The organism is Streptomyces pyxinae (assembly GCF_024756275.1).
Taxonomy (GTDB): Bacteria; Actinomycetota; Actinomycetes; order Streptomycetales; family Streptomycetaceae; genus Streptomyces; species Streptomyces pyxinae.
Map to the genome: position 1 here is coordinate 82,687 of NZ_JANUGQ010000018.1, position 19,719 is coordinate 102,405.

Here is a 19,719-nt window from a genome sequence, read left to right on the forward strand (position 1 = left end):
GTGCCCCATGCCGAGCCCCCGCAGCCGTCCCCCCACCTCGCACCGCCCCCGCGCCTCCGGCCCCCTTCGCGCCGCCGCCACCCTCGCCCTGGCCGCCGCGCTCGCCGCCGCCGGACTGACCGGTCCCGCTGCCGCCCCGGCCGCCGCGGCCACCGTGCCGGCCGGCGCGGGCAGTTACTCCGACACCCGGCCGCCCGGCACCTCCGGGCCCACCACCAACACCGGCACCCCGGTCACCCCCAAGGTGACCCCGGCCGCCCAGGGGAAGCCGGTGCCCACCAACGACTGGTGGTCCTCGCTCGCCTTCCAGCGGTACGGCGACAACCCCTGGTCCACTCCCATGTACGGCCATCCGCTCACCTACCAGGCCACCTCCGCCGGCCTCGACATCGGCTACCCCACCACCCCGGCCGTCACCGGCGACGGCCGGCAGTACGAGTTCGCCCACAAGCGGGACCTCACCCTCGGCCTCACCGGGCTCAACTCCCCGGACACCAGAGCCGACTCCTGGTCCGACTGGACGGTCACGCCCTACTGGTCCGACGGCGCCCGGACGCTGCGCGCCACCATCGGCCACGGACTGCCCTTCGTGTACGCCAAGGGCAGCGGCGGCGACGCCCGGATCACCACCGCCACCGCGCCCGCCGTCTTCGCGGACCAGGGCAATGTCCTCGGCATCACCGTCGCCGGCCACCACTACGGGCTGTTCGCCCCCACCGGCACCGACTGGGCCGTCTCCGGCACCACTCTCACCGCCGGGCTCGGCGCCAAGGACTACTTCTCGGTCGCCGTGCTGCCCGCCACCGACGCGCTGGCCACCTACCGCAAGTACGCCTACAGCTTCGTCACCGGCTCCCAGGTGAGCTGGAGCTACCGCGGCGCCACGGTCGGAGCCGCCTACACGCTGACCACCCAGCCGCAGGAGGGCTCCGCCACCGGCACCCTCCAGGCCCTCTACCGCCACCAGTGGCTCGCCACCACCGACCCGCTCACCCCGTACACCTATGTCTCCCCGCGCGGCACCATGAAGGTCCGGGAGGGGACCACCTTCACCACCACCCGGCGCGCCGCCCCGGTGCTCCCCGCGCTGCCCCGGTCCGCCGGCCCGGACACCGCCCGGCTGCGCGGCTACCTGAACGAGGTGGCGAACGCGGCCGACCCCTTCTCCGGTGCCACCGACACCTACTGGACCGGCAAGGCGCTCGGCCGGCTCGCCCAACTGGTGCCGCTGGCCGAGCAGACCGGTGACACGGCGGTCCGCGACAGACTCCTCGGGCTGATCAAGGGCCGGCTCCAGGAGTGGTTCACGGCCGGCGGGTCCGGTGAGTTCTCGTACGACCGCACCTGGCGGACCCTGACCGGGTACCCCGCCTCGTACGGCACCGACACCGAGCTCAACGACCACCACTTCCACTACGGGTACTACATCCAGGCGGCGGCGGTCGTCGCCCAGTACGACCCCGGCTGGGCCGCCGACTCCGCCTGGGGCGCCATGGTGAAGACGCTGGTCAGGGACACCGCCAACCCCAGCCGCACCGACTCCGCCTTCCCCTTCCTGCGCGGCTTCGACGTCTACGCCGGGCACAGCTGGGCCTCCGGCCACCAGGGCTTCGCGGCCGGCAACAACCAGGAGTCGTCCTCGGAGTCCACCAACCTCAGCGCCGGGCTGGTGCTCTGGGGCTCGGCCACCGGTGACACCGCCCTGCGCGACCTGGGTCTCTATCTGCTCACCACCGAGTCCGACACCGTCGCCCAGTACTGGTTCGACGCCGACCAGCAGGTCTTCCCGGGCTCCTTCGGCCGTGACACCGCCGGAATGGTGTGGGGGAGCGGTGCCGCGTACGCCACCTGGTGGACCGCCAACCCGGAGGAGATCCACGGGATCAACGTGCTGCCGGTGACCGGCGGTTCGCTCCACCTCGGCGCCGCCAAGACGGCCGTCCGCCGCAACCTGGCCGAGCTGGAGCGGGAGAACGGCGGCCCTGCGGTCGAGTGGCGGGACATCGTCTGGGAGTTCCAGGCGCTGGCCGACCCCGCCGCCGCCCGCGCCAAGTGGGACGCCGGGAACGGCGGTTACGTCCCGGAGCAGGGTGAGTCCAGGGCGCACACCTACCACTGGATCACCACCCTGGACGCCCTCGGCGCCCCCGACCCGTCCGTGACCGGCGATCTGCCCGCCTCGGCCGTCTTCACCAAGGGCACGGTACGGACCTACGCCGCCCACAACCACGGTTCGGCGCCCCGCACGGTGACCTTCACCGACGGCACCCGGCTCACCGTCCCGGCCCGCTCCACGGCCACCACCACCGGCAGCGGAACACCCGGTCCGGACGACCCCGGCCAACCCGGCCCCGCCACCGGCAACACCTTCCAGCTCCGCACCGGCGGTGTCCTCACCACCGCCACCGGCTCGGCGGCGGGCACCGACACCCTGGCCTCCGCCGGGGGCGCCAACCACGACGGCACCCCGCACCAGCCGCTGGTGTACGAGGCCCGGGGTGTCACCGGCACCCTCCGGCCCGGTGCCGCCACCGCCTTCCGGCTGCCGGTCGACGCGGGGACGTCGGTCGGACTCGGCCAGCAGGCCCGGATCAGCTATGACCTCACCGGCGACGGCAGCTTCGAACGGACCGAGACGTACCCCTACTTCGCCACCGACCCGGTGCCGGGCTGGGAGGAGTACGGCCAGGGCCGGGGGCCGGGGTCCGCCTCCGGAACCCTCGGCGACCTGCGCGGCGGCACCGTGCGGCTGGAGGTGTGGAGCGCCATCGGCAACGCCCCGGCCCGGCTCGGAACCGGCACGGACCGCTCGGTCGTGGTCATCCCCTACCAGTGAGCCAGGCCCGGAACCGGGGTCGGGCCCGGATCCGGGACCGGGATCGGAATCAGGGCAGGGCCGGAGCCAGGACCGAAGTCAGGCCCGAAACCGGGGCCAGGATCAGGGCCGTGGCCAGGATGGGGGCCGGGACCGGGACCGAAGTCAGGACCGGGAACAGGACCGGGGCCGAGATCGGGGCCAGGGCCGGACCAGGGCCGGGATCGGAACCAGGAGCGGCGCCAGGAGGCCGCCAGGCACTCGGCCGTCCCGCCTCCGCCGGGCTCAGGCGGAGGCGCGGCGGACGAGTTCGGTGGCGGTGATCACCGCTCGCGGTGGCTCCGCCCCGCACTCGTCCCGCCCCGCCGCCCCGTCGAGCAGCAGCCGGACCATCAGCCGCCCCATGCCCTCGATGTCCTGCCGGACCGTGGTCAGCGGCGGATCGGTCGCCTCCACCACCGACGCCATGTCGTCGAACCCCACCAGGGCCACGTCCTGCGGCACCCGCCGCCCCCGCGCCCGCAGTTCGCCCAGCGCACCCGACGCCATCAGGTCGTTGGCCGCGAACACCGCGTCCAGGTCCGGCCGGCGGTCCAGCAGTTCGGCCATCGCCCGCGCCCCGCCCGCCACGGTGAAGTCGCCGTGCGCCAGCAGCCCGGGATCGGCCTCCGGCAGCACGTCCCGGTAGCCGTCCAGCCGGTCCGTCGAGGCGGTGAGGTCCGCCGGCCCCGCGACATGGGCGATCCGCCGGCGGCCCAGCGACCGCAGATACCGCACCGCCTCCCGGGCGCCGCCCCGGTTGTCGCAGTCGACGTACGGCACGCCCGGCCCCTCGACCGCCTCGGGCCAGCCGGGGCGCCCGCCGAACACCGCCGGCACCCCGGCGCGCCGGATGACCGAGGGCAGCGCGTCGTCGTTGTGCACCGAGAACGCCAGCGCCCCGTCCACATGACCGCCGCCCAGATAGCGGGCGATCCGCTCGTGCTCGCCCCGGTCCTCCACCCACAGCAGTACCAACTGTGAGTCGTGGGCGGTCAGTTCCCGGCTTATCCCGCGGATCTGCTGCTCGAAGAAGGGATCGGAGAAGATCCGGAACTCCGGCTCCGCGACGATCACCGCCACCGCGCCGTTGCGCCGGGTGACCAGGGTGCGGGCGGCGTGGTTGGGCACATACCCCAGCTCCCGGACGGCCCGGCGCACCTTCTCCGCGAGCGGCGCCCGGACGCCCGCGCCGCCGTTCACCACCCGCGAGACCGTCGCCCGGGACACCCCGGCACGCTCCGCGACGGCTTCCAGGGTGGGTCGGCTCCCGGTGGTCGGGTCGGACACGGGGGCTCCTCGGCGGCACGGCGGGCTGATGACGCCGGTGACCGGAACAGCGGTGGCCGGGGCCGCCGATGACCCGCTGACGGCGGTGACAGGAGCAGCGTAACCGGTGTACCACCCACTGAGAGCGCTCTCACCACCCGGCCGGCCCGGCCCCGATGGCGGCCGGCCCGCCACGGCCCGGCCGCCGGCCGCCATCGCCGAAGCCGCCGCCCCGGGCGGGACGGCGGCTTCGGTACGCGATGCGCGATACGCGCGGCGCGCGGTGCCGGACGCCGGCGGACGCTCCCGCCGGCGCCGGTCCGGCCACCTGGTGGGCCGGCCGGTCATGGCCCGAGCCGGATGGTCATGGCCGGAGTCGGGTGGTCATGGCCGGTGCCGGCCGGTGAGCTCCGGCCGGCACCGGCATGCGTCCGGCGTCCCGCGGTGTGTGCTCAGTGGTGGTCGTGGCCGTGCGCGGCCTCGCCCCCGGCGCCGTGGTCGTGTATCGAGTTGGTGGCGGCGATCTTCTTCCAGGACTTCGGCTGCGCCGGAGCGGCGCCCTTCTTGCCCTGGGCGGACCCCTTGGCGAGGCCCTGGGCCAGCCGGGCCTTGGCGGCGGCCGGGGCGGCGGGCCGCACCGGCTCGTAGAGCCAGGTGTCGAAGAGCGTGGCCAGCGGCTTGCCGGAGATCCGCTCGGCGTACTTCACGAAGTCGTTCACATTGGCGTTGCCGTACGCCCGCTCGGTCGGCCAGCCCTTGAGGATGGCGAAGAAGTCCTTCTCGCCCACCGTGTTCCGCAGCGCCTGGAGGGCGAGCGCGCCCCGGTCGTAGACGGCGATGTCGAACTGCTTGTCCGGGCCCGGGTCACCCGGCTTGACCGTCCAGAACGGGTCGTCGGCCGGGTGCTGGGCGTAGACGTAGTCGGCCAGCTCCTGGGCCGTGCCCTCGCCCTCCTTCTCCGACCAGAGCCACTGGCTGTACCGGGCGAAGCCCTCGTTGACCCAGATGTCCTTCCAGCCCTTCACCGACACACTGTCGCCGTACCACTGGTGGGCCAGCTCGTGCACCACCACGGAGACATTGGCCCCGTTGGCGAACTGGCGCGGGCTGTAGAACGGCCGGGTCTGGGTCTCCAGCGCGTAGCCGCTGGGCACGTTGGGGACATAGCCGCCGAGCGCGTTGAACGGGTACTTCCCGAACACGCTCTCCAGCCACTCCGCGACCTCGGTGGTGCGCTCGATGCTGGCGCGGGCGGCGCCGTCGTTGTCGCCGAGGTCCTTGCTGTAGGCGTTGAGGACCGGCAGGCCGTTGGCGGTGGTGTCGGTGGTGATGTCGAACTTGCCGACCGCCAGGGTGGCCAGGTAGGACGCCTGCGGCTTGTTGGAGCGCCAGTTGTACCGGGTCCAGCCCAGCTTGGACGACTGGGAGACCAGCACACCGTTGCTGATCGCCTGGGTGCCGTCCGGCACCGAGACGGAGATGTCGTACGTCGCCTTGTCCAGCGGGTGGTCGTTGGACGGGAACCACCACACGGCGGAGTCCGGCTCCTGGGCCGCGATCCCGCCGTCGGGGGTGCGGGCCCAGGCGCTGAAGCCGTCGATCTTCAGCTCGGAGGGCTTGCCCGCGTACTTCACGACGACCGAGATCGCCTTGTTCTTCGCCAGCGGCGCGACCGGGGTGATCTCCAGCTCATGGGCGCCGGTGGCGGCGAACTTCGCCTTCTTGCCGTTGACCAGCACCTCGCTCGCCTTCAGCCCGAGGTCCAGGTTGAACCGGGCGAGCTCCTGGGTGGTGGTGGCGACGATCGTCGCCGTGCCCTCCAGCAGGTCCGTCTTCGGCTGGTACTTCAGCCGCAGGTCGTAGTGGGAGACGTCGTAGCCGCCGTTGCCACTGGCCGGGTAGTAGGGGTCGCCGATACCCGGGGCGCCCGTGACGCTGCGGTCCTTGGGTGAGGCCGGCGGACCTCCGGCGACGGCCGCTGCCGGGATCGCCAGCAGCAGACCGGTGGCCAGAGCACTCGGGACGATGATTCTGCGGTGCACGGAATCTCTCCAAGTCGTGGGGAAGGAGGACTACTTGAACCCTATTGAGTCAGTACTGGCCACGTCATGTCCATGGCCCCACCTGTCACACGACCGCCATTCGGCCGACATGAACCGCTCTGACACCCGGTCGCCGTTCATCCCGCCGGCACACCGGGCAGCGCGCCCGACACGCGGCCCGCCCGGCACCCCGCCGTACTTCTCTCCCGTGACTCCCGCTCCAGGCTCTTCCGTGACTCCCGCTCCCGGCCTCCGGCCCGTCTCCGTTCCGGCTTCCTCCGGCCGCCTCCCGGCTCCACCCGAACCGCCTTTCGGCTCCGGCCGGTCGTCCTCCGGCTCCGCCCGCCGGGCCTCCGGCGGCCCGTCCGGTATCCGAACCCCCTTTTGCCGCGCGTCCGGTGCGTGTACGTTCCCGCCCATGCCACTTCGCGTACAGGGCGGCCGCCCGCCGAGCCGCCGCCCGGTCCCGGCCGTCCGGGGTGTTCGGGTTGTCCGGGTCGTCCTGGCCGCCGTGGCCGCGCTGTTCTCCGTACCGGCCCCGGCGCTGCCCGCGACGGCCGCCGCTCCGGCGGGTGCGGTGCTCCCGGCGGCGGGCGAAGGCACCCCGGACCGTCCGGCCGGTGCCGGGACCGCCGCCGTCCGGGAGTCCCGGCCGGTGTACTCGTACGAGAACGCGCTCCGTGAGTCCATATGGGTGGAGACCGGGGCCGACGACGACCGGGACGGCCGCACCGACCGGGTGGCCGTGGACCTCGTCCGGCCCCGCGAACCGGCCGCCGCCGGGCGGAGGATACCGGTCATCATGGACGCCAGCCCGTACTACTCCTGCTGCGGGCGCGGCAACGAGAGCCAGAAGAAGACGTACGACGCGAACGGCCGCCCCGTCCAGTTCCCGCTGTACTACGACAACTACTTCGTGCCGCGCGGCTATGCCTACGCCGCCGTCGACCTGGCCGGCACCAACCGCTCGGACGGCTGCGAGGACGTCGGCGGCCGCTCCGAGGTCCGGTCCGCCAAGGCCGTCGTGGACTGGCTGAACGGCCGCGCCCGGGGCTGGACCGCCCGCACCGGCGGCGCCCCCACCCGGGCCACCGGCTGGTCCACCGGCGCCACCGCCATGATCGGCAAGAGCTGGGACGGCACGGTCGCCAACGGAGTGGCGGCGACCGGTGTGAAGGGGCTGCGCACCATCGTCCCGATCGGCGCCATCTCCTCCTGGTACGACTACTACTTCGCCCAGGGCGCCCCGCTCTACGGCTCGGGACCCGAGGGCCTCGCCGACCTGGTGAGCAGCCGGGACTCGGCCGCCCGCTGCGCCCATGTCCGCCGGCGGCTCGTCGAGGGCGCCCCGCGCACCGGCGACCTCACCCCCTTCTGGGACGAGCGCGACTACGTCAAGGACGCCCGGAAGGTGCGGGCCAGCGTCTTCGCGGTGCACGGACAGCAGGATCTCAACGTCCGCGCCAAGCACATCGGCCAGTGGTGGGACGCGCTGGCGAAGGCCGGGGTGGAGCGCCGGATCTGGCTCTCCGGCACCGGACACGTCGACCCCTTCGACTTCCGCCGCACCGAGTGGGTGGGCGCCCTGCACCGCTGGTTCGACCACTATCTCCTCGGCCACGACAACGGGGCCGAGCGGGAGCCGATGGCCGCGATCGAGCGCGCCCCCGGCCAGTGGACCACCGACCGGCAGTGGCCGCCCCGCACCACCCGGACCACCACACTCCGCCCGGGCCCCGGCACCGCCCCCGGGGTGGGGACGCTCACCACCGCCCCCGCCCGGCCCGGCGCCACCGAGACCTTCACCGACGACCCCCGGCTGGCCGAGACCGACTGGGCGTCGGCCGTCGATCTCTCCACCCCGGCGAAGGCGGGCTTCACCACCCGCCCGCTCACCCGGGACCTCCGGCTGGCCGGTTCCGGCTCCGTCACGGTCACCGCCACCCCGACGACCACCAGCGCCCATCTCTCCGCCGTGCTGGTGGACGTGGGCCCCGCCACCATCCGGGACTACGCGGCGGCCGGCGAAGGCATCACCACACTGCCCGGGCGGACCTGCTGGGGCGCGAGCACCGCCGGTGACAGCGCCTGCTACAAGGAGACCGAGCCGGACACCGCCGACGTGGGCTTCACCGTGGTCGCCCGGGGCTGGGCGGACCTCGGCACCTGGGCGGACCCGCGCCGGGGCCGGCCGCTGACCCCGGGACGGCCGTACGCCCTGACGGTACGGCTGGCCGCCGCCGACCATGTGGTGCCGGCCGGCCACCGGCTGGCGCTGATCGTCGCCGGCACCGACCGGGACCTCATCGACCCGCCCGCCTCCCGGCCGTCGCTCACCCTGGACCTGGCCCGTACCGCCGCGCGGCTGCCCCTGGTCGGCGGGGAGGCCGCCTTCGCCCGCGCCACCGCCGGGGCCCTCCCGCACCCGGTGGAGCGCCGGGCGGCCCCGCTCGCGGGAGTCGCCGGGCCGCGTCCGGCCCCGCGCGTCCCGGCGCCCGGCGCGGCGGCCCCGGCACCGGTGCCGGGCGGCGCGGGCGGGACAGCGCCGCGCCCGGCTCCGGCCGCCGCCTCGGGCGGGCTCCGGTGAACGGCCGCCGGCCGGCCCTCTCCACCCGCCGGCGCACCGCCCTGACCACGTTCGCCGCGGTGGCCCTCGCCCTGCCCCTGATCACCGCCCCGGGACGGGCCGCGAGCCCCGCGGCGGCGGCCCCGGTCCCGCCTCCGCGCACCGGCTTCGAGCTCAGCGGCGGCGCCCGCTGGACCACCCAGCCGGAGGAGGAACGGTTCCTCGGAGCGGTCGGCCGGGCCGCCGGCCGCCGGATGTCCGTCGCCACCATCGGCACCACCGAGCAGGGCCGCCCGCTGCGGCTGGTCACCCTGGGCGCCCCCGGGAGCGGCTCGCCGGGCCGGATCACCGTGCTGCTGGTGTGCAGCCAGCACGGGGACGAGCCGGCCGGCCGGGAGGCGTGTCTCGGCACCGTCCGCGACCTCGCCCTCGGCGGGGACACCGGCACCCGCCGGCTGCTCGCCCGGGCCACCGTCCTGGTGCTGCCCACCGCCAACCCCGACGGGCTGGCCGCCGGCACCCGGGGCGACGCCGACGGCACCGACATCAATCGCGACCACCTCGCGCTGGCCACCGCCGGGGGGCGCGCCGTCGCCGCCGTGCTCCGTGACCGCCGCCCCGCCGTCGTCCACGACCTCCACGAGTACGGTGCCACCCCGCCGTACTACGAGAAGGACCTGCTGGCGCTCTGGCCGCGCTCCCTCAACACCGCGCCGGCCGTCCGGCGCGAGGCGCGGCGGCTCTCGGAGGCGTACGTCCGCCGCGCCGCCGAACAGGCGGGCCGCACCACCGGCGTGTACGGCATCTGGACCGACCCGGTGACCGGCGAGCCGGTCCGGCAGGTCGCCGGGGACGGCCAGGAACGCATCCTGCGCAACACCGCCGGGGTCAAACACGCCCTTGGCCTGCTCACCGAGACCCGGATGGACCCGCGCACCGAGGCCGAGCGCCGGGACCCCGCGCTCAACAACCGGCGCCGGGTGGCCACCCAGCTGGCGGCGGTCCGGGGCACTTTCCGGTACGTCACCGAGCGCGGCGCCCGGCTGGTCCCCGTCCTCGCCGCCGCCCGGCTCGCCGGTCTGGCCGACCGGGGCCCGGTCTATCTGGGCGGCGCCGACAACGACCCGGCCGAACCCGGCGAGATCCTGGCCGACCCGCCCTGCGGCTACCGGCTCGGCCCCGGCCAGTACGCCACGGTGCGGGACCAACTGGCGCTGCACGGGGTGCGGGTGCGCCGGGAGCCCGGGGGCGGCGGCAGCGTGCTCGTACCGCTCCGCCAGCCGCTGCGTAGCCTGGTCCCACTGCTGCTGGACGCCCGGGCGCCCCAGCATCTGACGGCGGGGGAGCCGGTGCCCGCCTGTTGACACCGGGGAGCTGGGAGAGCCGGGAAGGCCGTGAGGGCTGGGGCGGTCGGGAAGCCTGTGGCAGCAGGGACGGCTGGGTAAACCGGGAAAGTATGAGTCCCGTGTGGTAGGGGGTACGGGGAGGCGATAACACGCCACGCCCTTCCGAAAGGTGCCGCCGGTGTCACACGATCAGCTGAAACCGGGACAGAAGAGACCGGGCCAGAGACTCAGACTTCCGGTGCGCGCGGCGCTGCCGGGCCGCCACCCCTACGAGGACCGGCCACCGGTCACCGACAAGATCGTGTTCGGGGTCACCGCGGCCCTCACCCTGGCGTTCGTCCTGTGGGGGAGCGCCTTCACCAAGAACCTGGAGAGCGTCTCCGACACCCTGCTCGGCGGCCTGATGCACAACGGCGGCTGGGCGTTCGTGCTCGCCGCCTCCGGCTTCGTGGTCTTCGCCCTCTGGCTCGCCGTCAGCCGGTACGGCCGGATCCCGCTGGGCCAGGAGCACGAGGGCCCGGAGTTCCGCACCGTCTCCTGGGTCGCGATGATGTTCAGCGCGGGCATGGGCATCGGCCTGATGTTCTACGGGGTCAGCGAGCCGCTCGCGCACTTCACCACCCCGCCGCCCGGCACCGACCCGGCCGACGCGGCGGACGCCATGCAGACCGCCATGGCGACCACCCTCTTCCACTGGACCCTCCACCCCTGGGCCATCTACGCGGTGGTCGGCCTCGCCATCGCCTACAGCACCTTCCGGCGCCGCCGCCGGCAGTCCATCAGCGCCGTCTTCGAGCCGCTCCTCGGCAAGCGGGCGGCCGACGGGGCACCCGGCCGGTTCGTGGACGTGCTCGCCATCTTCGCCACCCTCTTCGGCTCGGCCACCTCGCTCGGCCTCGGCGCCCTTCAGATCGCCAGCGGCTTCCGGGAGCTGGGCTGGATGGCGAAGATGAGCACCGGTCTGCTGATCGCCATCATCGGGGTGCTCACGGCCTGCTTCGTCTTCTCCGCCGTCTCCGGGGTCGAGCGGGGCATCCAGTGGCTCTCCAACACCAATATGGTGCTGGCCGTGGTCCTCGCCGTCTTCGTCTTCGTGGCCGGGCCCACCATCCTGATCCTGGATCTGATCCCGACCTCGCTCGCCGCCTATCTGGAGGAACTGCCCCAGCTCGCCGGCCGCACCGAGGCGTCGACCGGCGGCGGCGAGGTGGCCGAGTGGCTGAGCAGCTGGACCGTCTTCTACTGGGCCTGGTGGATCTCCTGGACGCCGTTCGTCGGCATGTTCATCGCCCGGATCAGCCGGGGCCGCACCATCCGGCAGTTCGTCGGCGGGGTGATCCTGGTGCCGAGCACGGTCAGCCTGGTCTGGTTCGCCGTCTTCGGCGGCACCGCCATGCACCTCCAGCAGCGGGGCGCCGGACTGGCCGAGGCGTCCACCCAGGAGGGCCAGCTCTTCGGGGTGCTCCAGGAGTTCCCGATCGCCGGGGTGATGAGCCTGCTGGTGATGATCCTGGTGGGCATCTTCTTCGTCTCCGGGGCGGACGCCGCGTCGATCGTGATGGGCACCCTCTCCCAGAAGGGCACCTTCGAGCCCGCCCGGTTCGTCGTCATCTTCTGGGGCGTGGTCACCGGCGGGGTGGCGGCGGTGATGCTCCTGGTCGGCCAGGGCAAGGGCGACGCGCTCGCCGGCCTCCAGCAGCTGACGATCCTGGTGGCGGCGCCGTTCGTGCTGGTGATGATCGGCATGTGCGTGGCGCTGCTGCGGGATCTGCGCCAGGACCCGCTGATCGTCCGGGGCGAGGTGGCCGAGGAGGCCATCGAGTCGGCGGTGATCGCGGGTCATGAGAAGTACGCCGGGGAGTTCGAGATCCGGATCGGCCCCGGCGCCGGCCCGGTCGCCGGCACCGAACCCGCCCCCGAACCGGAACCGGGACAGCGGCCGGGCTCCGGGACGGAGCCGGGCGAGGCCCGTGGCCGCGACGGCTCCGGGGGCTCCGGCGGAACGGGCGGTTCCGGAGGTCCCGGGGGTACGGGCCCCGGCCCCCGCTGACCCGGGCCCCGGCGGAGTCCCCGCGCCGGGTCCCAAGGCGGGGCCCGCCCGGTGACGGAGGCGCCCCCGGCCGGCCTGGCCGGGCCCCCGGCGAAGGCGCCCCGGCCGGCCGGGCCGTCGTCGGCGGAGCGGGGGCGGGCAGCGGCGGGCCGTCGTCGGCGGAGCGGGGGCGCCGGTGCGTGGGCGGGCGGCCACGGCCTAGGATCGGCTCCCTGATGACTGCCACCCTCGTCGCCAAGGACCTCGCCGCCGGCCACGGCGAACGCTCCCTCTTCTCCGGGCTCGACCTGGTCGTCGCCCCCGGGGACGTGATCGGCCTGGTCGGCGTGAACGGCGCCGGCAAGTCGACCCTGCTCCGGCTGCTCGCCGGGCTCGACGCCCCCGAGCAGGGTGAGCTCCAGCTCTCGCCGCCCGCCGCCACCGTGGGCCATCTGCCCCAGGAACCCGAGCGCCGTCCCGGCGAGACCGTCCGGGCCTTCCTGGCCCGCCGCACCGGGGTCGACGCCGCCCAGCGGGCCATGGACGAGGCCACCGAGGCCCTGGTCGCGGGCGCGCCCGGGGCCGACGACGCCTACGCCACGGCGCTGGAGCGCTGGCTGAGCCTGGGCGGCGCCGACCTCGACGAGCGCGCCGACGAGGTGGCCGGCTCGCTCGGCCTCACCGTCGGGCTCGACCAGCCGATGACCTCGCTCTCCGGCGGCCAGGCGGCCCGTGCCGGGCTCGCCTCGCTGCTGCTCTCCCGGTACGACGTGTTTCTGCTGGACGAGCCCACCAACGACCTCGATCTGGACGGCCTGGAGCGGCTGGAGACGTTCGTCCGGGGGCTGCGCGCCGGGACCGTCGTCATCAGCCACGACCGCGAGTTCCTGGCCCGTACCGTCACCAAGGTGCTGGAACTCGACCTCGCCCAGGGGCGGATCACGCTCTACGGCGGCGGTTACGAGTCCTATCTGGAGGAGCGGGCGACGGCCCGGCGCCACGCCCGCGAGGACTACGAGGAGTTCGCGGACAAGAAGGCCGCTCTGGAGGACCGGGCCCGCACCCAGCGGTCCTGGATGGACAAGGGGGTGAAGAACGCCCGCCGTAAAGCCGGTGACAACGACAAGATCGGCCGCAAGTTCCGCAGCGAGGCGAGCGAGAAGCAGGCGGCCAAGGCCCGGCAGACCCAGCGCATGATCGAGCGGCTGGACGCGGTGGAGGAGCCCCGCAAGGAGTGGGAGCTGCGGATGGAGATCGCCGCCGCCCCGCGCTCCGGCTCGGTGGTGGCCACCCTGCGCGGCGCCGAGGTACGGCGCGGCGGATTCCGCTTCGGGCCGGTGTCGCTCCAGGTCGACTGGGCCGACCGGATCGCCATCACCGGTGCCAACGGGGCCGGGAAGTCAACTCTGTTGGCCGCTCTGCTGGGCCGGCTGCCGCTGGACTCCGGTCATGCCGCGCTCGGCTCCGGAGTGGTGGTCGGCGAGGTGGACCAGGCCCGGCGGCTGTTCCACGGCGCGGAGTCGCTGCTGGACGCCTTCTGCGCCGCCGTACCGGACACCGAACCGGCCGACGTGCGCACCCTGCTCGCCAAGTTCGGACTCAAGGCGGACCATGTGCTGCGCCCGGCGGTCACCCTGTCGCCGGGGGAGCGGACCCGGGCCGCGCTCGCCCTGCTCCAGGGCCGGGGCGTGAACCTGCTGGTGCTGGACGAGCCGACCAACCACCTGGACCTGCCCGCCATCGAGCAGCTGGAGGGTGCCCTGGACGGCTACCCGGGCACTCTGCTGCTGGTCACCCACGACCGCCGGATGCTGGCGGCCGTGCACACCACCCGCCGGATCGACGTGGCCGACGGCAAGGTCACCGAACTGACCTGAACCGCACGCCGGCGGCGCGGGGGCGGCGGACGGCGCCCGGGGCCGGGCGGGTCGGCCCTCCTCCCGGTCGAGCTCGGTGACCGGCCGCCGGAACGCCGGAGGACTCACCGCGCCGAAGCCGCCACCCGGCGCAGGCCCCCGGCCTCGTGCCATGGGCCGTACGGGCACGGCGAGACACGAACGGCCCTCTCCCGCTCAGCTCCGCCCGGCTTCGGGCGGAGCCGGGCGGGTCGTCGGGTCAGTTCGTGCCTGCGAGGGCCGGCTGAGAGGCGCCCTGGGCCTCGGCTGCCGTCCCGGTGGCCGGGTGACGCGGATCGTGCCGGACGAGGACGGTGGCGGCCAGGGCGGCGAGGACGAGGATGCCGGCGGTCCACCGGATGGCGGTGGAGTAGCCGTGGACGAAAGCGTCGAACGGCAGGTCTCCGGCCGCCGGGGAGGCCGGGTGGCGGTGGGCGTAGGTGGTGGTGGCGCCGGTGGCGATGGTGTTGAGCGGGGTGGTACCGATGGCGCCGCCGATCTGCTGGGAGGTGTTGACCATCGCGGAGGCGACGCCGGGAGTCCTCCGGGCTCACGCCGACGGTGGCCAGGCTCATGGCGGCATCATGGCGGTACCCAGCCCCAGGCCCATGACGAACATGCCGGGCAGGACGACGCCCGCGTACGAATTGTGGGGGGATCTGGGCGAGGACGACCAGGCCCACGGCGGCGACCAGGAACGATGGCTCGGCGCACTGACACCCGCGCGGGAACGGACCGCTACGCGTCCGCCGGGCAGGGCTCGGCCTTCCGGGGCGCCGAGCCGGTCCGGAAGGTTCTCGACGGGAGAGGTGGCCGCCGTACGAGCGGGACGGAAGACGTCGGACGGCGCGCGGCGACCCGCCCACTGCCACCCGTCCGCCCGCCCGGCCCCGGGCCGGGGCGCCGGCGCGAAGGGCCGCTCACGAGCTGTCCCACGAGGTGTCCCACGAGCTGTCCGACGAGCCGTCCGACGTGGTGGGAGATCCGCCGCGGAAGGGGAGCGGGGCGGGGCCGGCCTTGCCGGTGGCCGGCTTCGGGTCGATGGCCGTGCCCGTGGGACGCCGGTCCTGCCGGGCGCCCGCCCGCTTCTCCGGCGTCTTCATGGGCGTCACCCCGCTCTTCGCCGTCCCGGTCGCGCCGGTCGCCCCCGACCGGCACCCGGCCCCGGCTCCCGGGCGGCCGGCCCGGTGATCGCCGCCGCCGACGCGGTCGCCGCCGTCCGCGCCGCGGCCCGGGAACGGCGCCCGGCCCGGACACCCACCGCCCGCCGCCGGGCGCGCCGGGATGCCGAAGGGGGGCGCGGGAACACGACCGGTCCCACGCCCCCCTTCACGTACGGCTCTCTCCGCCGGGCCGCCGACCCGGCGGACGCTCAGCGGCGGCCCTTGCCCCCGCCGTCCTTGTTCAGAAGCCCGGCCTTGCGCAGGGCGTCGGCCATCGCGCTGTTGGCGGGCGCCGGAGAGCGGTCGCCGCCCCCGGTACGCGGCTGACCGCCGCCCCCGGTCCGGGACTGCCCGCCGCCTCCGGTCCGCGGCTGACCGCCGCGCCCGCCGCCGCCCTGGCGCTGCTGCGGCGGCCGTCCGCCCCGGCCGCCGCCGCTCCGCTGCTCCCGCCGGGCCCCCTGGCCGTCTCCGCCGGCCTCGTCGTCCAGCCGCAGAGTGAGCGAGATGCGCTTGCGCGGCACGTCCACGTCCAGCACCTTCACCTTCACCACGTCGCCCGGCTTCACCACCTCGCGCGGGTCCTTGACGAAGTTCCGGGACATCGCGGAGACATGGACCAGGCCGTCCTGGTGCACCCCGATGTCCACGAAGGCGCCGAACGCGGCCACATTGGTGACGACGCCCTCCAGCACCATCCCCGGACCGAGGTCGCCGATCTTCTCCACACCCTCCTTGAAGGTGGCCGTCCGGAAGGCCGGCCGGGGGTCGCGGCCGGGCTTCTCCAGCTCGCGCAGGATGTCGGTGACGGTCGGCAGGCCGAACTTCTCGTCCACGAACTCGTCCGGCCGCAGCGACCGCAGCACTCCGGTGTTGCCGATCAGCGCCGCGACCTCACCACCCGCCTTCCGGCCCATCGCCCGCACCACCGGGTACGCCTCCGGGTGCACACTGGACGCGTCCAGCGGGTCGTCGCCGCCCCGGATCCGCAGAAAGCCCGCGCACTGCTCGTACGCCTTCGGACCCAGCCGGGACACGTCCTTGAGCGCCTTCCGGGAGCGGAACGGGCCGTTGGCGTCCCGGTGCGCCACGATGTTCTCCGCCAGCCCGGCGCCGATGCCCGACACCCGGGAGAGCAGCGGCGCCGAGGCGGTGTTGACGTCCACCCCGACGCCGTTCACACAGTCCTCCACCACCGCGTCCAGCGAGCGGGAGAGCTTCACCTCGGACAGATCGTGCTGGTACTGGCCGACGCCGATCGACTTCGGGTCGATCTTCACCAGCTCGGCCAGCGGGTCCTGGAGCCGCCGCGCGATCGAGACGGCCCCGCGCAACGACACGTCCAGCTCCGGGAGTTCCTGCGAGGCGAAGGCTGAGGCGGAGTACACCGAGGCACCCGCCTCGGAGACCATCACCTTGGTGAGCCCCAGCTCCGGATGACGGGCGATCAGGTCACCGGCGAGCTTGTCGGTCTCCCGGGACGCGGTGCCGTTGCCGATGGCGACCAGCTCGACCGCGTGCTCCTTCGCCAGCCGGGCCAGCTTCGCCAGCGACTCGTCCCACTTGTTGGCGGGGACGTGCGGGTGGACGGTGTCGGTGGCGACCACCTTGCCGGTCGCGTCCACCACGGCCACCTTCACCCCGGTACGGAAGCCGGGGTCGAGGCCCAGGGTGGCCCGGGTGCCGGCGGGCGCCGCCAGCAGCAGATCGCGGAGGTTCGCCGCGAAGACCCGGACCGCCTCGTCCTCGGCCGCCGTCCGCAGCCGGAGCCGGAGATCGATGCCGAGGTGCACCAGGATCCGGGTCCGCCAGGCCCAGCGGACCGTGTCGGCCAGCCAGGCGTCACCCGGCCGGCCCTGCCGGGAGACCCCGAACCGGCGGGCCACCATGCCCTCGTACGCCGTGGGCCCGGGCGTGTCGGACGGCTCCTCCGGCTCCAGCACCAGGTCGAGCACGTCCTCCTTCTCGCCCCGGAGCATCGCCAGCACCCGGTGCGAGGGCAGCTCGGTGAAGCCCTCCGCGAAGTCGAAGTAGTCGGCGAACTTGGCGCCCGCCTCCTCCTTGCCGCCCCGCACCCGGGCCACCAGCCGGCCGCGTGTCCACATTCGCTCGCGCAGCTCCCCGATGAGGTCGGCGTCCTCCGAGAACCGCTCGGTGAGGATCGCCCGGGCCCCCTCCAGGGCGGCGGCCGGGTCCGCGACCCCCTTCTCCGGGTCGGTGAACGCTGCGGCCGCGGCGAGCGGTTCCGCCGACGGGTCGGCCAGCAGCCCGTCCGCCAGCGGTTCGAGCCCCGCCTCGCGGGCGATCTGCGCCTTGGTCCGCCGCTTCGGCTTGAAGGGCAGATAGATGTCCTCCAGCCGCGCCTTGGTGTCGGCCGCCCGGATGCTCGCCGCCAGCTCGTCGGTGAGCTTGCCCTGCTCGCGTACGGATTCCAGGACGGCGGTCCGCCGCTCCTCCAGCTCCCGGAGGTAGCGCAGCCGCTCCTCCAGCGTGCGCAGCTGCGCGTCGTCGAGCATCTCGGTCGCTTCCTTGCGGTAGCGCGCGATGAACGGCACGGTCGAGCCGCCGTCGAGCAGCTCGACCGCCGCCCGCACCTGCCGCTCCCGTACGCCGAGCTCCTCGGCGATCCTGCCTTCGATGGACGTCGTCACGGTGTCCCGACTCGCCTTCTCGTGCCTCAAGCTTGCCCGAGCATTCTGCCGGTCCGCCCCGGCCGCTGTCGCACCTGCCCGGGCCGGACCGCCCGCCGGCGCGCCCGGCTCGGGGCCGCCCCGGCGGGTACCCGGCCCGGGCCACCCACGACGGGCGGCACCCGGGCGGTCATCTCAGCCCTGGCTCAACAGGTCCTGGGGGAACGCCCCCGCGCCGACCGCCGTGGCGAGGAAGCCCCGGCCCAGCTCGGTCAGCCGGGCCACGCCGGTCTCGCCCAGGTGCTCGTACGGCGCGGAGTCCAGCCGGTCGGTGTGCTCCTCCACCTCGGCCCGCAGCGCCGTACCGGTGCCGGTCAGCGCGCCCCCCTCGTCCAGCAGCCCGCGCTCGCGCAGCCGTCCGGCCGCGGCCTCCCAGTCGGCCCGCCGCCAGCCCCGGGTGGTCAAGATCCAGCCGGGGCGCATGCCCTTGCCGGTCGCCGTGTGGCTGACCAGCGCCTCCAGCGGATCCAGGCCGGCGGAGAGCAGGGCGGCCAGATGACCGTCGCCCCGGTGCTCGCGCAGCAGGGTGGCCGCGTGCCAGAACGCCAGGTGGGGCTCGCCGGGCACCGGCAGATCGGCGTGCGCGGCGTACAGCGGCCGGGCGTGCCGGGTGCAGCCCTCGACGGCGCGCAGGGCGAGTTCCGCCGCCTCGGCCATCTCCGCCGAGCCGATCACGGCCTCGCCGAGCAGCCGGCGGAGCGTCGAGTCGGCGGCCCGCAGCCGGGCGGCCAGTACCGCGTCGGGCGCCGCCACCGACCAGACGGCCGGGAGGTGCCGGGCGACCAGCTCGTGGTTGAAGTTGTAGAAGGTGGCCGTCACCGTGCCCGGGCCCACCGCGCCCATCGCGGCGGACCGGCCCGCGAAGTAGGCGGCGGAGGGATCGGTCACGCCCAGGGCGGCCATCTCCCGCCCCAAGTCGGGGGAGAACCAGAGCGTCGAGTGCAGCGGGTTGACCGCGTTGTGGCACCGGCGTCCGGCCCGGGGCGGCAGCGTCGTAGTCGTCATGGCAGCACCTTACTGACCGGTCGGTATGCCGAACAGGCCGGGGAGGGCCCGGCAGGCGGGCCGGAGGACGGCCAGGGGGTGGCCCGGAGCGTTGGCCCGGGTACCGACCCGAGCCCGCGGCCCCGGGCCCGGCCGGAGGGGCAGCGCCCCGGCACAGGCGCGGTGACGCGGCGGAGCCCGGAAAGGCCCCCGAGCGGACCGGGTGAGGGACCGGACGGCCGTCGACGAACGGCCCGGAGCCGCCCGGAGGCGGTTCGGGGGGAGCCCGCCGGGTGGGTGGGCCGCCCCGGGAACGGACCGGAGGCCCCCGGTGCCGGTGGGCGCCCCGGGAGGGGCCGGAGAGCAGCCCGTGCGCGGATCGGGGTCGGGCGGCCCAGGCCCGGCCCGGGGGTGACGGGTAGGTGAGCGGGGCGCCCGGTCGCGCCCGCGCCGCGCGGGCGCGGCCCGGGAATAGTCCGTGAGCGGGCCGGGGTCGGGCGACAGTCCGTGAGCGGTTCCGGGGACGGCCCGGGGCGGCGCGCGAACAGTTCACGAGCGGACCGGAGGCCCCCCTGGGCGCCGGGCGGCGGCCCGCGAGCGTCCCCGGGAACGGCCCGGGAACGGACGGCGAGCGGGCCAGGGCGGCCTGGGGGTGACGGGTAGGTGGGCGGGGCGCCCGGTCGCGCCCGCGCCGAGCGGGCGCGGCCCGGGAATGGACCGTGAGCGAGCCAGGGCGGCCGGGCGGCGGCCCGCGAGCGGCCTGGGGACGGCTCGAGAACGGACGGGGAACGGGCCAGGGCGCCTGGGCGGCAGCCCACGAACGGCCCCGGACGGCCCCGGACGGCCCGGGAGCAGCCCCCGGGGGCCGCCCGAGAACGGACGGC

Annotated in this window: 11 protein-coding genes; 5 read left to right on the plus strand and 6 right to left on the minus strand. The window is 75.0% G+C overall.

The window, feature by feature from the left end:
- Nucleotides 1-7 precede the first annotated feature (7 nt).
- Nucleotides 8-2,836, plus strand: a complete 2,829-nt coding sequence (locus tag NX801_RS20535; protein WP_258789264.1) for a glycosyl hydrolase — start codon at nucleotides 8-10, stop codon at nucleotides 2,834-2,836.
- A 264-nt stretch (nucleotides 2,837-3,100) separates the two neighbouring features.
- Here NX801_RS20535 and NX801_RS20540 read toward each other — a convergent pair whose 3' ends face one another.
- Nucleotides 3,101-4,144 carry a LacI family DNA-binding transcriptional regulator gene (locus NX801_RS20540; RefSeq protein WP_258789265.1) on the minus strand — a complete coding sequence of 348 codons (1,044 nt, stop codon included), beginning with the start codon at nucleotides 4,142-4,144 and terminating at the stop codon, nucleotides 3,101-3,103.
- Nucleotides 4,145-4,575: 431 nt separating this feature from the next.
- The gene (locus NX801_RS20545; protein ID WP_258789266.1) at nucleotides 4,576-6,165 is read right to left on the minus strand and encodes a M1 family metallopeptidase; all 1,590 of its coding nucleotides are present in this window, start codon (nucleotides 6,163-6,165) and stop codon (nucleotides 4,576-4,578) included.
- A gap of 418 nt (nucleotides 6,166-6,583) precedes the next feature.
- Here NX801_RS20545 and NX801_RS20550 point away from each other — a divergent pair, with 418 nt between their 5' ends.
- The 4 genes from NX801_RS20550 (at nucleotide 6,584) to NX801_RS20565 (ending at nucleotide 13,983) form a co-directional block, all read left to right on the plus strand.
- The gene (locus NX801_RS20550; RefSeq protein ID WP_258789267.1) at nucleotides 6,584-8,752 is read left to right on the plus strand and encodes a Xaa-Pro dipeptidyl-peptidase; all 2,169 of its coding nucleotides are present in this window, start codon (nucleotides 6,584-6,586) and stop codon (nucleotides 8,750-8,752) included.
- Entirely contained in the window at nucleotides 8,749-10,095 is a 1,347-nt protein-coding gene (locus tag NX801_RS20555; RefSeq protein ID WP_428986187.1) for a M14 family metallopeptidase, read from the plus strand. The genes NX801_RS20550 and NX801_RS20555 overlap by 4 nt, the downstream gene beginning before the upstream one ends.
- Before the next feature lie 220 nt (nucleotides 10,096-10,315).
- Complete coding sequence (locus NX801_RS20560; protein ID WP_258789268.1) at nucleotides 10,316-12,127, plus strand: BCCT family transporter; 1,812 nt, start codon at nucleotides 10,316-10,318, stop codon at nucleotides 12,125-12,127.
- A 215-nt stretch (nucleotides 12,128-12,342) separates the two neighbouring features.
- Nucleotides 12,343-13,983: an ABC-F family ATP-binding cassette domain-containing protein gene (locus NX801_RS20565; RefSeq protein WP_258789269.1), complete on the plus strand. Its 1,641-nt coding sequence runs from the start codon at nucleotides 12,343-12,345 to the stop codon at nucleotides 13,981-13,983.
- A 238-nt stretch (nucleotides 13,984-14,221) separates the two neighbouring features.
- On the opposite strand, the gene NX801_RS20570 is transcribed toward NX801_RS20565, so the two are convergent.
- The 4 genes from NX801_RS20570 to NX801_RS20585 all read right to left on the minus strand — a co-directional run bounded on the left by NX801_RS20570 (nucleotide 14,222) and on the right by NX801_RS20585 (nucleotide 18,856).
- Nucleotides 14,222-14,521 carry a hypothetical protein gene (locus tag NX801_RS20570; RefSeq protein ID WP_258789270.1) on the minus strand — a complete coding sequence of 100 codons (300 nt, stop codon included), beginning with the start codon at nucleotides 14,519-14,521 and terminating at the stop codon, nucleotides 14,222-14,224.
- Between the two features lie 400 nt (nucleotides 14,522-14,921).
- Entirely contained in the window at nucleotides 14,922-15,104 is a 183-nt protein-coding gene (locus NX801_RS20575; RefSeq protein WP_258789271.1) for a hypothetical protein, read from the minus strand.
- A gap of 269 nt (nucleotides 15,105-15,373) precedes the next feature.
- Nucleotides 15,374-17,812, minus strand: a complete 2,439-nt coding sequence (locus NX801_RS20580; RefSeq protein WP_258789272.1) for a Tex family protein — start codon at nucleotides 17,810-17,812, stop codon at nucleotides 15,374-15,376.
- Between the two features lie 174 nt (nucleotides 17,813-17,986).
- The gene (locus NX801_RS20585; protein ID WP_258789273.1) at nucleotides 17,987-18,856 is read right to left on the minus strand and encodes an SCO6745 family protein; all 870 of its coding nucleotides are present in this window, start codon (nucleotides 18,854-18,856) and stop codon (nucleotides 17,987-17,989) included.
- Nucleotides 18,857-19,719 lie beyond the last annotated feature (863 nt).

Bases quoted from the DNA above. Each gene is read 5' to 3' on its own strand.
- NX801_RS20550 (WP_258789267.1), top strand. From the start codon at position 6,584: ATGCCACTTCGCGTACAGGGCGGCCGCCCGCCGAGCCGCCGCCCGGTC.
- NX801_RS20585 (WP_258789273.1), bottom strand. From the start codon at position 18,856: ATGACGACTACGACGCTGCCGCCCCGGGCCGGACGCCGGTGCCACAAC.
- NX801_RS20535 (WP_258789264.1), top strand. From the start codon at position 8: ATGCCGAGCCCCCGCAGCCGTCCCCCCACCTCGCACCGCCCCCGCGCC.
- NX801_RS20565 (WP_258789269.1), top strand. From the start codon at position 12,343: ATGACTGCCACCCTCGTCGCCAAGGACCTCGCCGCCGGCCACGGCGAA.
- NX801_RS20575 (WP_258789271.1), bottom strand. From the start codon at position 15,104: ATGAAGACGCCGGAGAAGCGGGCGGGCGCCCGGCAGGACCGGCGTCCC.
- NX801_RS20570 (WP_258789270.1), bottom strand. From the start codon at position 14,521: ATGGTCAACACCTCCCAGCAGATCGGCGGCGCCATCGGTACCACCCCG.